11 protein-coding genes are annotated in these 14,289 nt (G+C 59.1%); 10 read left to right on the top strand and 1 reads right to left on the bottom strand.

What is annotated here, in order from left to right:
• Window positions 1-253 precede the first annotated feature (253 nt).
• The gene (locus HKK52_RS04785) at window positions 254-2,728 is read left to right on the top strand and encodes a UvrD-helicase domain-containing protein (RefSeq protein ID WP_169369775.1); all 2,475 of its coding nucleotides are present in this window, start codon (window positions 254-256) and stop codon (window positions 2,726-2,728) included.
• Window positions 2,729-2,791: 63 nt separating this feature from the next.
• On the opposite strand, the gene HKK52_RS04780 is transcribed toward HKK52_RS04785, so the two are convergent.
• Complete coding sequence (locus HKK52_RS04780; protein WP_133839770.1) at window positions 2,792-3,067, bottom strand: DUF1652 domain-containing protein; 276 nt, start codon at window positions 3,065-3,067, stop codon at window positions 2,792-2,794.
• A 264-nt stretch (window positions 3,068-3,331) separates the two neighbouring features.
• Between HKK52_RS04780 and HKK52_RS04775 the strand changes: the two genes are divergently transcribed.
• The 9 genes from HKK52_RS04775 (at window position 3,332) to HKK52_RS04735 (ending at window position 14,288) form a co-directional block, all read left to right on the top strand.
• On the top strand, window positions 3,332-4,147 hold the full coding sequence (locus HKK52_RS04775) for a helix-turn-helix domain-containing protein (protein ID WP_169369774.1): 816 nt from the start codon (window positions 3,332-3,334) through the stop codon (window positions 4,145-4,147).
• A gap of 51 nt (window positions 4,148-4,198) precedes the next feature.
• On the top strand, window positions 4,199-5,605 hold the full coding sequence (locus tag HKK52_RS04770) for an NAD(P)/FAD-dependent oxidoreductase (protein ID WP_169369773.1): 1,407 nt from the start codon (window positions 4,199-4,201) through the stop codon (window positions 5,603-5,605).
• An 18-nt stretch (window positions 5,606-5,623) separates the two neighbouring features.
• Window positions 5,624-5,965 (top strand): cupin domain-containing protein, encoded by a 342-nt coding sequence (locus HKK52_RS04765; RefSeq protein WP_169369772.1) that lies wholly within the window; start codon window positions 5,624-5,626, stop codon window positions 5,963-5,965.
• A gap of 52 nt (window positions 5,966-6,017) precedes the next feature.
• Window positions 6,018-7,103, top strand: coding sequence for a polyamine ABC transporter substrate-binding protein (locus HKK52_RS04760; protein ID WP_169369771.1), 1,086 nt, complete (start codon window positions 6,018-6,020; stop codon window positions 7,101-7,103).
• Window positions 7,104-7,196: 93 nt separating this feature from the next.
• Complete coding sequence (locus HKK52_RS04755) at window positions 7,197-7,655, top strand: REP-associated tyrosine transposase (RefSeq protein WP_169369770.1); 459 nt, start codon at window positions 7,197-7,199, stop codon at window positions 7,653-7,655.
• Window positions 7,656-8,985: 1,330 nt separating this feature from the next.
• Window positions 8,986-10,422: a serralysin family metalloprotease gene (locus HKK52_RS04750; protein ID WP_169369769.1), complete on the top strand. Its 1,437-nt coding sequence runs from the start codon at window positions 8,986-8,988 to the stop codon at window positions 10,420-10,422.
• Window positions 10,423-10,519: 97 nt separating this feature from the next.
• Window positions 10,520-10,942 (top strand): AprI/Inh family metalloprotease inhibitor, encoded by a 423-nt coding sequence (locus HKK52_RS04745; protein ID WP_169369768.1) that lies wholly within the window; start codon window positions 10,520-10,522, stop codon window positions 10,940-10,942.
• 209 nt (window positions 10,943-11,151) lie between these two features.
• Complete coding sequence (locus HKK52_RS04740; RefSeq protein ID WP_169369767.1) at window positions 11,152-12,942, top strand: type I secretion system permease/ATPase; 1,791 nt, start codon at window positions 11,152-11,154, stop codon at window positions 12,940-12,942.
• Window positions 12,939-14,288 (top strand): HlyD family type I secretion periplasmic adaptor subunit, encoded by a 1,350-nt coding sequence (locus tag HKK52_RS04735; protein ID WP_169369766.1) that lies wholly within the window; start codon window positions 12,939-12,941, stop codon window positions 14,286-14,288. Before HKK52_RS04740 ends, HKK52_RS04735 begins: the two co-directional genes overlap by 4 nt.
• Window position 14,289 lies beyond the last annotated feature (1 nt).

Here is a 14,289-nt window from a genome sequence, read left to right as displayed (position 1 = left end):
GGGCGGTGCGCCTGAGCCACGAAACAAGAACCGGTGGTTGATGGCGTGCATCATCTATCAGGCGATAATCGATAAAAAGCGTAAAAAATGCCTTAAAACAATCGAATAGATTGATATTAAAAGACCTCGAAATAGTCTCACCCAGCCTTCACTTCATCGCATAAGCCAATGACCTGTAAGCATTTCACTAGAACAAAATGGCAAATGCAGACACCATAGCCCTCAACAGCCTCACACCCTGGAGTCCGTCCGCGTGCCGCAACACACCCCCGATCTTCCTCCTGAACTTCGTCCCCTGTCCGAGATGCCTTTGCTCAAGCGCCTCGCCGCGCGGTTTTTCGGCTACGGCTTGACTCAAATGCGCGCGCAACACCGTGCGTCGTGGCTGCACGGGCAAGCCGACGGCTTCCGCAGCGGGCACAGCGCCGGGGTGGATTACGGGTTCAAGGAAGGCAGGGCTGAGGGGCTGGAAGAAGGCCGGCAGGTGTTGTTGATCCGAGATTCGCGCTCCACCGAGCACCGTGCGCCGAATGTCGACGACAATCTGTTCGATGACTGGCGCCTGCCGCTAACGGCCGAGATCAGGAAGGGCATGAAGGCCGACGTCGCGCGATTGCTGCCAGCGCACGCCCAGCCCAGCGTCGCGCAATGGAAGATGATCTTCAGCGATACCCCGTCGACTTCGGTGATCGCCGGGGCGGGCGCGGGTAAGTCGACGACCTTGGTGCTGCGCATTCTGCTGCTGACGCACTACTTGGGTTTCGAACTGAGCTCGATGACCGTAGTCACCTTCACCCGCGAGTCGCGCAAGGACTTCATTAATAAGCTGATCGAATTGTTTGCCCTGTGGGGCCGGGCACTCAGCCTGAAAGAAGCGCGGGACCTGGTGCGCACCTTCCACTCGCGGATTCTGCCGATGGTCCGCAGCTTGCCGGGGTTCGAACGCCTGCAAGCCTTTGAAAACCTCAGTCATCGTACGCAAAACGGCGACGATGAGGTCGACAGCAACCCATTCGACCTGCGCATCAATGACGCCCAGCGCCAGCAACTCAACGCCTGCTATCACTCACTGTTCACCCGCAACGAACGATTCCGTGAGCTGATCCAGCCCTTGTCCCGCCACGCCTTACAGCTCAAGGAGCTGGAGCGCGATCACCCGGACGTGCAGAAACGCATGGCGGTGACCGAACTGGCGGCCAAGCGCGACGAAGAGCTCTGCGACACGATAGAAGACCTGTGGTTTCGCGCTGGTGCCTGGCCGATCAAGGGCATCGAACCCAACCGCCAGACGTTCGATATCAACGGCTCGACGTTCCATTGTCATGGCTATATTCCGTCCCTGGACGCTTGGGTGGTTTTGGGTTTCGATCCTCGGGAGAACCCGCAGGTCAGCCGCCCGAATGCCAAGCTGACGGTTCGCGCCGAGTGGGCTGTGAAGCGCACCCTGTTTCAAGCTTTCTGTCGTAAGCCATTGATATGGTTGGATAGTTACGAGTCTTCGAAGCGCGTTTTGGCTTCCCTTGCCGGGGATGCCAGCGCTGGGCCGGGCTTCGATTACAAGGTCAAGGGCGAGTTGGCTTCAGCGCCCTTACTGGACAGTTTTGTCGCCGCCGCCGGGTTTATCGAGAACCTGGGCCTGGACGTTCCGGATGCCGTGGGCCGGATGAATTTTGCCAAGGACGATCCGGACCGGTTTTTCTTCGAGGCCCTGAGTCTCTTCTGGCGTGCGCTGGAAGACCACTTGCTCGATCAAAAGCCCCCGGTAATGACCTACAACCGCATGTTCGCCCTGTTCAGCGAACATTCACCGGAAAATCTCAAGCTGTTGAGTGATGAGCTGCTCAGACCGCTGTCGCACCTGATGATCGACGAATTTCAGGACGTATCGCCGCAGATCGTTTCCTGGATTCGCGCCAGCCTGGCCGAAATCCGTAGCCGTGGCCCGGCGATGCATGTCGGGCGCGGCGCGCAGCGTTCGTCGCTGCTCTGCGTCGGCGATGATTGGCAGTCGATCTACGGCTGGCGCGGCAGTTCGCCGACGTACTTCATGGAGTTCAACAAGGAATTCCCATCGCCAGCCACGACCCGGGTGATGCTCAGCGACAACTACCGCAGCCATCAGCACATCATCGATGCCGCCGAACACATCGTGCGGGCCGCGCCGGCCATCCCCGGCAAGAAGGCCAAGGCCAGTGGCGAGCCCAAGGCGTTGCAGCCGGTCAATGTGCTGGATCGCGACGATCAGGGCATGGCGCAGCGGCTGATGGAGCACTACAGAAAAGGCGATTCGATCCTGATGCTTTATCGAAAAAGTAGCGATAAATCATTGATAGAGCAGCATATTCAGTCTGTAGTTAATGTGGATTCTAGCTTGCCGTACGAAGCTCGACGCCTCAAGCAACTGACCTATCACAGCGCCAAGGGGCTTCAGGCGGACGCGGTGTTCTTGCTCGGTGATTGCCAGCACCTGACCAGTTCGCCCTACAAAAACCAGGTGTATCGCATGGCGGGGCTTGGCAAGGCTGGCGACAGCGAAGCGTATGACAGTGCGCAGAAAGACGAAATTCTGCGGCTGGCCTATGTCGGCATTACCCGGGCGGTAAGTCATTGCTATTGGTATGTCGATGCCCAGGACACCCAAGCCGTCAATATGCCGAAGGCGTCGGACAAGGTCGTTCAGGGCAAGGCGTTCTTCACGGATCATCGGCAAGGTAAAAAATCGGCGTGATGGCGGATCGATCGCGCATAAAAAAGCCCACATCCTGTGGGCTTTTTGCCAGGCGAAGCGACTTCAGGCATAACTTCGAAGCGCAACCGGCGGTATAAACGCTTCCAGCTCATCTTCGACGGCTTCGATTATTCGTTCTACATCCGCCGCATTCATCACGGTCGCGCAGGGGATGCCGGCGATGGCGATCATGGTTTCGCCACTGGCACGGTCAAACAGACGGGCAATCATGCTGCCCGGCGCGTCCATGCTCGCCTCGAAACCCATGGGATGAAAATGCCAGCGCATCAGCTGGCAGGCGTTGGGAAAAGTGACCTTGCTGAATGTCCCTTTGTTCATGTGTTGCCCGCCTTAGTCATCGAGCGCTTCCTTTAGCTCATGTGAGGAGGGGTAGAACCTTCATTGGTTCAACCGTTGGATGCCTTTAAAAGTAGCATCCAGATGTGAAAACCATGTGGATTTTTTCAGTCCGTTTGGCGATTGGTTCAATTTTTTTTGATATGGGTCACGTCGCCGGTTTTTATCGCCAAAACGCCAGTATCGATTGGGCATTGAAGCCAACGCGGAACTTGGGCAAGCTCGGCTTTTTTCGCCGAGCCCTTTATGCACGCCGATGATGATGGCCCGCTGCAAACCCAGGCCACGGGCGAAACGGTCATGCGCTACCACTTGTGCTGGAAACACCGGGACCTGGACGGCGTCATGGCCCTTTATCACCCGGACATCCAGTACAGCGACTTTTTCCAGAACCGCGTGATGGGGCTCGACGAACTGCGCGAGTACGTACGTGACAGCATGCCGCGCAAGCCTGACGAAGCGCTGGAGCACTCGGACCGTATCCGGCTGGACGGCAACACGGCGTTCATTCAATACCAGATGACCCTGCGCGGCACCGACGGGTTGGTGTCGTTCCGCTCCAGCGAAGCAATCACCGTACGTGACGGCTTGATCTGGCGCGTCAACGAATACGCCTCCCTGGTACGCGAGCAACCCGCCAGCAAAACCACCAATAACTTGCGTCCGGCGGCCAGTCGGCTCGGTTTGTCGCCGCGACAACTGAGTTTCATGGCTGAAGACCTGCAGCAGTACTTCCAGCGCCAGCAACCGTACCTGGACCCCGAGCTCGACTTGCAGCGGGTGGCGAAGGAGTGCGGGTATAGCCGCAATCAGATTTCCTACCTGCTGAACCAGGTGCTGGGGCAAAGCTTCTACCGCTACGTCAACCAGGCGCGGTTGCAGCATTTGCTCGCGGCGCTGGACAAGGCCACGCCACCACTGCGGGTCGACGAGTTGGCTTTTGCCGCAGGCTTCAACTCGCTGTCGGCGTTCTACAGCTGTTTCCGCCAGCACACCGGCCAGTCGCCCAAGGCCTACGTCAAACAAATTTCTTTGCGTGCACGCGCGCAAGACAGTCTCTGAGGTCACGCACTAGGATCGACGCCATCGATGTTTTGAGTGGCGGAGTGGTGTATGTCGGCGTGGCGCGGGATCAGTTTATGGATGGATCAACTCGACGAGCCGTTGCAGGCGCGGCCGGCCCTGGAGCACGACCTGGACGTCGACGTGGCCATCATCGGCGCGGGTTACACCGGCCTCTGGACCGCTTATTACCTCAAACGACAGGCCCCGGGGCTGGAGATCGCCATCGTCGAAGCGCAAACCGCCGGGTTTGGCGCGTCCGGGCGCAATGGCGGCTGGCTGATGGGCAACCTGCTGGGCGAAGACCGTTTGCTTGCCGATCTGCCGGCCGAACAACGCCGTACCTCGTTTGATCTGCTGCACAGCATTCCTGATGAGGTGGAGATCGTCCTCGAACGCGAAGGCATCGACTGCGATTACCGCAAGGGCGGGGTGTTGTATTGCGCGGCGCGTTATCCCGAGCAGGAGACCAGCCTGCGCAGTTACCTCGACAAACTCTATAGCCAAGGCCTGACCGAAAACGATTACCGCTGGCTGAGCCCCGAGCAATTGGCGCAACAGATCAGAGTTGCCCAGCCTTATGGCGGTATCTATGCACCGCACGTCGCGACCATCAATCCGGCAAAGTTGGTCCGAGGCCTGGCCCGGACGGTGGAACGCATGGGTGTCAAGATCTACGAGAACAGCCCGGTCACCCAGTGGCAGTCCGGCAGCCTGCGCACGGCCAAAGCCCAGGTTTGCAGTCGCTGGGTGGTGCCGGCGGTAGAAGGTTATTCGGTCACGCTGCCGCCGTTAGGCCGTTATCAGTTGCCGGTGCAAAGCCTGCTGGTGGCCACCGAACCGCTGTCCGCCGCGACGTGGGACGACATCGGCCTGAGTCAGGGCCAGGCCTTCAGCGAAGCCAGTCGCCAGGTCACTTACGGTCAGCGCACTGCCGACAATCGCCTGGTGTTTGGCGCGCGGGGTGGCTACCAGTTCGCCGGCAAATTGCGCCATGACTTCAACCTGACCACCAGTGAAGTGGAGTTGCGGCGCTATCTGTTCAGCGAACTGTTCCCGCAGTTGAAGAACGTGCGCATCACCCACGCCTGGGGCGGCAACCTGGGCATGTCCCGCCATTTCAAGCCGCACATGCTCTGCGATCGGGCCAGTGGCATCGCCTTGTCCGGCGGTTATGGCGGGGAGGGTGTTGGTGCCAGCAACCTGGGCGGACGGACCCTGGCCGATCTGATTCTGGAGCGCGATACCGACCTTGTCCGCCAGCCGTGGGTGATTCCGCAGGGTGGCCTCGATGCGCTGAGAGCCTGGGAGCCAGAACCCTGCCGTTGGCTCGGCTACAACGCGATCATTCGCAGCTTTGTCCACGAAGACCAGACCCTCGCCAACCCGGCCACCTCACCCTGGCGCCGCAAGTTGGCCAGCGGCGTGGCGGGGTTCATGGAAGGTTTCATGCACTAAACATTGATGGGTATTCCAATGAGCATTACGCAGTTCAAAAACACCGCAACCCTGAAACTGGACGAATCCAGCCCCGTCGCCGTGCCGCTGGGTACGCCCGTGGCCGTAGCCTCGACCACCAGCGTCGAGCGCGATGACGGCGTGGAAACCGGCGTCTGGGAATGCACCCCCGGCCGCTGGCGCCGGCAGATCGTCGCCCAGGAATTCTGTCACTTCATTCAGGGCCGCTGCACCTTCACCCCGGACGACGGTGAAACCTTGCACATAGAAGGCGGCGATGCACTGATGTTACCGGCCAACAGTCTCGGGATCTGGGATATCCAGGAAACCGTGCGCAAGACCTACGTTTTGATTTTTTGATTTTGATCTTTTGATTGCCTGCCAATAACAACATCCATACAGGAATCGACTCATGATCCGAAAGACACTGGCCCTGGCGCCCCTTGCACTCGTCGCCACCCTCAGCCACGCGGCGGAAACGGTGAAGATTTACAACTGGTCTGACTACATCGCCCCGGACACCACCAAGAACTTCCAGAAAGAAACCGGCATCGGTTTCAGCTACGACGTCTACGACAGCAACGAAACCCTCGACGGCAAGTTGATGACCGGCAAATCGGGCTACGACGTGGTGTTCCCGTCCAACCACTTCATGGCCCGGCAGATTCAGGGCGGGGCTTTGAAGAAGCTCGACAAGAGCCAGTTGTCGAACTGGAAAAACCTCAATCCGGTTCTGCTCAAGGCTTTGCAAACCAACGATCCGGGCAATGAACACGGCTTTCCGTACCTGTGGGGCAGCACCGGCATCGGCTACAACATCGCCAAGGTCAAAGCGGTGCTGGGGGACAACGCGCCGGTGGACTCCTGGGACTTGATCTTCAAGCCCGAGAACATGGCGAAACTGCAGAAGTGCGGCGTGGCCATCCTCGACAACGGCCCGGAACTGCTGCCGGCCGCCCTGAACTACCTGGGCCTGCCGCACCACAGCAAAAACCCGGAAGACTATAAAAAGGCCGAAGCGTTGCTGCTCAAAGTCCGGCCTTACGTGAGTTATTTCCACTCCTCCAAATACACCAGCGACCTGGCCAACGGCGACATCTGCGTGGCTGTCGGTTTCTCCGGTGACATCCTGCAAGCGGAAACCCGTGCGAAAGAAGCCAAGAACGGCGTCGACATCGGCTACGCCATTCCCAAGGAAGGCGCCGCCATCTGGTTCGACATGGTCGCCATGCCCGCCGATGCCCCGGATGACAAGGCCGGATACGCCTTCATGAACTACCTGCTGCGCCCGGATGTGATGGCCGGCATCAGCAACTATGTGCATTACGCCAATGGCAACGAACAGGCCGATAGCCTGATCGATCCGGCGATCAAGAACGACACCAAGGTCTATCCGAGCCCGGAGATGATGGGGAAATTGTTTGCGCTGGAGGCGATGCCGCTGAACATTGACCGGATTAGGACGCGGGTGTGGAACAAGATTCGGACGGGGAGTTGAGGGTTCATATTTAGTAGCTATTGGTGTTTATCGGGTTTGGCGGCGACGTTGTAGATTCCAGGCTTCCTTTTTAGTAGGTAAGGAGGCAATGGAATGCCTTTCTGTACGAATGCTGGTCTTCTGCGCATTGGCCGCTTTTCCGAGCCCGGACGTATTTACCTGATAACGGCTGTCGTTGACCAACGACAGCCGTTTTTTGCTGATTGGCGTCTGGGTCGATTGGTTGTCAAGCAGCTGCGCGAGGCGCAGGAAGAAGGTTGGGTCGATTTTTTGACTTGGGTTGTAATGCCGGATCATATGCACTGCCTGCTACAGCTAAGGGATAAAACATTGGCCGAGGTTATGTGTCGGATCAAGTCTCGTAGCAGTTTGGCCGTCAATCAGGCGTTGGGGCGGCAAGGGCGGTTGTGGCAGAAGGGTTATCACGACCGAGCGGTTCGAAGGGAAGACGATGTGAAGGAGCTCGCGCGATACGTCGTTTGCAATCCCGTGCGTGCGGGACTCGTTGCACGAGTTCATGACTACCCGCTTTGGGATGCGTGTTGGCTCTGATATACCGCATCGCTCGTTTTACGACTGCTTCGCAGCCGGACGCCGCCTTCGGCAGCTGCTACAAGGTCTGTGCACACCGCGGTTTTGTAGCAGCTGGCGAAGCCTGCGTTCGGGCGCGCAGCGGCCGCTGAACCGTTCATCTCGGTGCCAACTGACAGGCGACTGCTTCGCAGCCGGACGCCGCCTTCGGCAGCTGCTACAAGGTCTGCGCACACCGCGCTTTTTGTAGCAGCTGGCGAAGCCTGCGTTCGGGCGCGTAGCGGCCGCTGAACCGTTCATCTCGGTGCCAACTGACAGGCGACTGCTTCGCAGCCGGACGCCGCCTTCGGCAGCTGCTACAAGGTCTGCGCACACCGCGGTTGTTGTAGCAGCTGGCGAAGCCTGCGTTCGGGCGCGCAGCGGCCGCTGAACCGTTCATCTCGGTGCCAACTGACAGGCGACTGCTTCGCAGCCGAACGCCGCCTTCGGCAGCGGCTACAAGGTCTGCGCACACCGCGGTTTTTGTAGCAGCTGGCGAAGCCTGCGTTCGGGCGCGTAGCGGCCGCTGAACCGTTCATCTCGGTGCCAACAGACGGGCGACTGCTTCGCAGCCGAACGCCGCCTTCGGCAGCTGCTACAAGGTCTGCGCACACCGCGGTTTTTGTAGCAGCTGGCGAAGCCTGCGTTCGGGCGCGTAGCGGCCGCTGAACCGTTCATCTCGGTGCCAACTGACAGGCACTGCTTCGCAGCCGGACGCCGCCTTCGGCAGCTGCTACAAGGTCTGCGCACACCGCGCTTTTTGTAGCAGCTGGCGAAGCCTGCGTTCGGGCGCGCAGCGGCCGCTGAACCGTTCATCTCGGTGCCAACTGACAGGCGACTGCTTCGCAGCCGAACGCCGCCTTCGGCAGCGGCTACAAGGTCTGCGCACACGCGGTTTTGTAGCAGCTGGCGAAGCCTGCGTTCGGGCGCGCAACGGCCGCTGAACCATTCACCTCGATTGTTCTCTGCATGTTTAATTAGTTGATGGCAATGCACTGGCACTCATATTAATAAGTCCAGAAAAGTGAGACGCCTTCGACAAAAAACAAACTACCCATATTTAATATTTAAATATGAAGTTGTCAGACAATCTGTCAAAAACAACCCCCTCAAAACTATATTCTGGCCCCGCAGCCCTTGTTTCCGGGCACTTGCCGGAACACAACAATTTGACCTCGAAAAAGTACTAGACGGTTGATTTCAAATTGTGTCAGTTTTCTTTCGCCTTCATTGGGCGAGTGATAGGACGATCTCGCCAGAGATTGTCCTATCGGACAAAAACTGTTCCATTGTTTAACAAGGAAGTGTGTTTATGTCGAAAGTAAAAGACAACGCTGTTGATTCATTGAACGCATTGGCGGCTACCAGCTCTGCGTGGAACCAGATCAATAGCTTCAGCCATCAGTATGACCGTGGCGGCAATCTCACGGTCAATGGCAAACCCTCCTTCTCCGTCGACCAGGCAGCTACCCAGCTGCTGCGGGACGGCGCTGCCTACCAGGACAAGGACGGCAGCGGCAAAATCGAACTGACCTACACGTTCCTGACCTCCGCGTCCTCGAGCACGATGAACAAGCACGGGATCTCCGGGTTCAGCCAGTTCAGCACCCTGCAAAAAGCCCAGGCTGTGCTCGCCATGCAATCCTGGGCGGATGTGGCCAATGTCACCTTCGCCGACAAGGCCACGGGCGGTGATGGTCACATGACCTTTGGCAACTACAGCAGTGGCCAGGACGGCGCCGCAGCATTTGCCTACCTGCCAGGCACGGGCGCAGGTTATGACGGCACTTCGTGGTACTTGACGGGCAGTGGCTATGACGTCAACAAGACGCCGGGCCTGGGCAACTACGGTCGTCAAACCCTGACCCACGAAATCGGCCACACCCTGGGCCTGGCCCACCCTGGCGACTACAACGCCGGTGAAGGCAACCCGACCTACAATGACGCGTCCTACGGCCAGGACACCCGCGGTTACAGCGTCATGAGCTACTGGAGTGAAAGCAACACCAGCCAGAACTTCAGCAAGGGTGGCGTCGAAGCGTATTCGTCCGGCCCGCTGATGGACGATATCGCGGCTATCCAGAAACTCTACGGCGCCAACATGGAAACCCGTACCGGTGACACCACCTACGGCTTCAATTCCAACGCCGGTCGTGACTTCCTGAGCGCATCGTCGTCGGCCGATAAACTCGTGTTCTCGGTCTGGGATGCGGGCGGCAAGGACACCCTGGATTTCTCCGGTTTTACCCAGAACCAGAAAATCAACCTCAATGATGCCTCGTTCTCCGACGTTGGCGGCCTGGTAGGTAACGTGTCCATTGCCAAGGGCGCGATCATCGAGAATGCCATCGGCGGTTCGGGCAATGATCTGCTGATCGGTAACAGCGTGGCCAACGAGCTGAAAGGCGGTGCCGGCAACGACCTGATCTACGGCGCGGGCGGTGCGGACAAGCTGTGGGGCGGTTCGGGTTCGGACACCTTCGTGTTTGCCGCCAGTACTGACTCCAAGCCAGGTGTAGCCGATCAGATCCTCGATTTTGTCAGTGGTCTGGACAAGATCGACCTGACTGGCATCACCAAAGGCGCAGGCCTGCACTTCGTGAGTTCGTTCACCGGTGCGGCAGGCGATGCGGTGTTGACCTCTTCGGGCGGTAACAGCCTGTTGTCGGTGGACTTCTCCGGGCACGGTGTAGCTGATTTCCTCGTCAGTACCGTTGGCCAGGCAGTCACCACGGACATCGTGGCCTGATTCAAGGCAAAAAGGAGCGCGGCGCCTGGTGCGCCGTGCTCTGTCCTTGCATCGATGCCCGTAGTGGGTAAGGCTACACGCCGGAGTAAAACGTCCTATGACCCATAACGCCTTTACCTACAAAGCAAGCGCGTGGCTATTGGCGACGCTGATGATGTTTTTTGGAGATGTAGCCATGGCAAGCAGCCTGAAACTGGCGGACCCCTCAGAACTTGCCGGCAAATGGCAAGCGACGTTGAACACAGCGCAAGACACCCCGCAATCGCAAAAAATGCAGGACAAACCATCGAACGTTTGTGTCATCGACCTGCTACAAAAACAGACCCTGGGCGAGGGTGCCGATTGCCTTGGCGCGTGGCTGGAAGAACAGCCGATTGGCTGGTTCCCGGAACCCGACGGCATCTCGATTACCGGCAAGGAAGGCTCAAGAATTGTGTTTTTCAGCAGACAGCGTGACGGGCTTTATAAAAGCACGTTGAAGTCAGGCCTGATCATTACGCTTGAACGCGCCGCGCGTTAAGCAAGAAACGGGTTGGACGATGAACGCTGGATATATAGCCCGATCGTGCAGTTATAAGTAGCCCATTAATAACGGCAACTGTTTCAACAGTAAAAAGAGTTGTTATTAATGTGTAAGCGATAACTGGCAAAGAATGTCTCGACCCGTGTGCGGACAGTTAATTGAATCTCGCCAAAGAATGGCGAGGCCTATCATCCCAGGAAAACTCAATGAAGATGGCGAACGCCCCAGCCACCGCACCGTTATTCAAGGCACTGGGCGACTATAAGAGCATCCTGATCAGCGTCGGTTGTTTTACCGCACTCATCAACGTACTGATGCTGGTCCCGTCGATTTATATGCTCCAGGTGTATGACCGGGTGCTGTCTTCGCAAAACGAAACCACCCTGGCGATGCTGTCATTGATGGTGGTCGGTTTCTTCGCCTTTATCGGCTTGCTGGAAATCGTGCGCAGTTTCATCGTCATCCGCATCGGCAGCCAACTGGAGCGCCGTTTCAACCTGCGGGTCTACCAGGCCGCGTTCGAGCGCAATCTGTTTAAAGGCGAGGGCAACGCCGGGCAATCTCTCGGCGACCTGACCCACATTCGCCAATTCGTCACCGGCCCGGCCCTGTTCGCCTTCTTCGATGCGCCGTGGTTCCCGGTGTACCTGTTTGTGATTTTCCTGTTCAACGTCTGGCTGGGCGTGTTGGCCACGGCCGGCGCCGTGCTGCTGATCGGGCTGGCCTGCCTCAACGAGGCCATGACTAAAAAGCCGTTGGGCGAAGCCGCAGGGTTTTCCCAGAAGTCCAGCCAATTGGCGACCAGTCACCTGCATAACGCCGAAACCATCCAGGCCATGGGCATGCTTGGGGTCTTGCGCAAGCGTTGGTTCCAGGTGCATTCGCGGTTTCTCGGCTTGCAGAACCAGGCCAGCGACACCGGCGCTGTCATCAGTTCCGTGAGCAAAACCCTGCGCCTGTGCCTGCAATCGCTGGTGCTGGGGCTGGGCGCGTTGCTGGTGATCAAGGGCGACATGACCGCCGGGATGATGATCGCCGGATCGATCCTGATGGGCCGCGTGCTCAGCCCGATCGATCAATTGATTGCCGTGTGGAAGCAGTGGAGTGGCGCCAAACTCGCCTACCGTCGTCTCGACGCGTTGCTGCAAGCCTTTCCGCCCAGCGATGAAGCCATGGCACTGCCTGCGCCGAAAGGCCAGATCAGTTTCGAGCAAGTCAGCGCCGGCCCTCCGGGTAAGCGCGCGGCGACCTTGCACATGGTCAATTTCAGTCTCGGCGCCGGCGAAGTGTTGGGCGTGCTCGGCGCTTCCGGTTCCGGCAAATCGACCCTGGCCCGCGTGCTGGTCGGTGTCTGGCCGACCCTCGGCGGCACGGTGCGGCTCGACGGCGCGGACATCCATCGCTGGAACCGTGACGACCTCGGCCCGTACATCGGCTATCTGCCGCAAGACATCGAACTGTTCAGCGGCAGCATCGCGGAAAACATCGCACGGTTCCGTGAAGCCGATCCGCAGAAAGTCGTCGAGGCCGCCAAACACGCCGGTGTTCACGAGCTGATCCTGCGCATGCCCCAAGGCTACGACACCGTGCTCGGGGAAGACGGCAGCGGTCTGTCCGGCGGCCAGAAGCAGCGCGTGGCCCTGGCCCGCGCCCTGTACGGCAACCCGAGCCTGGTGGTGCTGGACGAACCCAATTCCAACCTCGACACCGTCGGCGAAGCAGCCCTGGCCGGTGCCATTGCGCACATGAAAGCCAACGGCACCAGTGTGATTCTGGTGACCCATCGTTCATCCGCACTGGCCCAGGCCGACAAGTTGCTGGTGCTCAACGAAGGTCGCTTGCAGGCGTTCGGCCCAAGTCAGGACGTGCTCAAGGCGCTCTCTGGCAATCAGTCCGGCACCCCGTCGGCGAATCAGGAACAGAAGGCACCACAGGCACCCGGCGGGCTCAGCATGAGTCGGCAGTACCAGCCTACGACAAGGAATTCGGGTGTATGAGCAGCACACGCATGAACACTGAAAACGAAGCCAGCATGGAACACGACTACATCGCCGAACGCCCGGAACGCGATGCCAGATTCTTCGCGCGCATGGGCTGGATTATGGCAATCGTCGGCGCTGGCAGTTTCTTCACGTGGGCCAGCCTCGCGCCACTGGATCAAGGGATTCCGGTGCAAGGCACGGTGGTCGTATCCGGCAAGCGCAAAGCCGTGCAGTCGATTGGCAACGGCGTGGTCAGCCAGATCCTGGTGCGCGAAGGTCAGGTGGTCAAACAAGGCCAGCCGCTGTTCCAGCTCGACCAGACCCAGGCCGCCGCCGACGTCGATTCGCTGCAGGCGCAATACCGCATGGCCTGGGCCAGCGTCGCCCGCTGGGAGAGCGAACGGGACAACCTCAAGCAGGTGAATTTCCCTGCGGAGCTGAGCAAGGATGCCGATCCACGCCTGGCCCTGGTCCTCGAAGGCCAGCGCCAATTGTTCAGCAGCCGCCGCGAAGCCTATGCCCGCGAGCAGGGCGGACTGCGCGCCAACATCGAAGGCGCTAGCGCGCAACTGGCCGGCATGCGCCGTGCGCGCACCGACCTGACTGCCCAGGCCAGCTCGTTGCAACAGCAATTGAGCAACCTCCAGCCCTTGGCCGACAACGGCTACATCCCGCGCAACCGGTTGATGGAATACCAGCGCCAGTTGTCGCAAGTGCAGCAGCAGTTGGCCGAGAACACCGGCGAAAGCGGCCGGGTAGAGCAGGGCATCCTCGAAGCGAAACTCAAGTTGCAACAGCACATCGAGGAGTACCAGAAGGAAGTCCGCACTCAATTGGCCGACGCGCAACTCAAGAGCGTGACCCTGAAGGAGCAACTGACCTCCGCCGGGTTCGATTTGCAACACCGCGAGATCATCGCCACTGCCGATGGCATCGCGGTCAACCTCGGGGTGCACACCGAAGGCGCGGTGGTGCGCCAGGGCGAAACCCTGCTGGAAATCGTCCCCCAAGGCACCACCCTGGAAGTGGAAGGTCACCTGCCGGTCAACCTGATCGACAAGGTCGGCACCCACTTGCCGGTGGACATTCTGTTCACTGCGTTCAACCAGAGCCGCACGCCGCGGGTGCCGGGGGAAGTCAGCCTGATTTCCGCCGACCAGATGATCGACGAAAAAACCGGCGCGCCGTACTACGTGCTGCGCAGCAGCGTCAGTGACCAGGCCATGGAAAAACTCCACGGACTGGTGATCAAGCCCGGCATGCCCGCGGAAATGTTCGTGCGCACCGGTGAACGTTCACTCCTCAACTATTTGTTCAAGCCGCTGCTCGACCGGGCAAACTCCGCGTTGACCGAGGAATAAG

This window comes from Pseudomonas sp. ADAK2 (assembly GCF_012935755.1).
Classification (GTDB): domain Bacteria; phylum Pseudomonadota; class Gammaproteobacteria; order Pseudomonadales; family Pseudomonadaceae; genus Aquipseudomonas.
Note: the sequence above shows the minus strand (reverse complement) of the source record. Positions and strands in the feature narration are given on the sequence as shown.

What these genes read in the sequence shown, in the direction of transcription:
- HKK52_RS04780 (WP_133839770.1), bottom strand. Translation starts at nt 3,067, where the DNA reads ATGAACAAAGGGACATTCAGCAAGGTCACTTTTCCCAACGCCTGCCAG.
- HKK52_RS04775 (WP_169369774.1), top strand. Translation starts at nt 3,332, where the DNA reads ATGCACGCCGATGATGATGGCCCGCTGCAAACCCAGGCCACGGGCGAA.
- HKK52_RS04770 (WP_169369773.1), top strand. Translation starts at nt 4,199, where the DNA reads ATGTCGGCGTGGCGCGGGATCAGTTTATGGATGGATCAACTCGACGAG.
- HKK52_RS04765 (WP_169369772.1), top strand. Translation starts at nt 5,624, where the DNA reads ATGAGCATTACGCAGTTCAAAAACACCGCAACCCTGAAACTGGACGAA.
- HKK52_RS04760 (WP_169369771.1), top strand. Translation starts at nt 6,018, where the DNA reads ATGATCCGAAAGACACTGGCCCTGGCGCCCCTTGCACTCGTCGCCACC.
- HKK52_RS04755 (WP_169369770.1), top strand. Translation starts at nt 7,197, where the DNA reads ATGCCTTTCTGTACGAATGCTGGTCTTCTGCGCATTGGCCGCTTTTCC.
- HKK52_RS04750 (WP_169369769.1), top strand. Translation starts at nt 8,986, where the DNA reads ATGTCGAAAGTAAAAGACAACGCTGTTGATTCATTGAACGCATTGGCG.
- HKK52_RS04745 (WP_169369768.1), top strand. Translation starts at nt 10,520, where the DNA reads ATGACCCATAACGCCTTTACCTACAAAGCAAGCGCGTGGCTATTGGCG.
- HKK52_RS04740 (WP_169369767.1), top strand. Translation starts at nt 11,152, where the DNA reads ATGAAGATGGCGAACGCCCCAGCCACCGCACCGTTATTCAAGGCACTG.
- HKK52_RS04735 (WP_169369766.1), top strand. Translation starts at nt 12,939, where the DNA reads ATGAGCAGCACACGCATGAACACTGAAAACGAAGCCAGCATGGAACAC.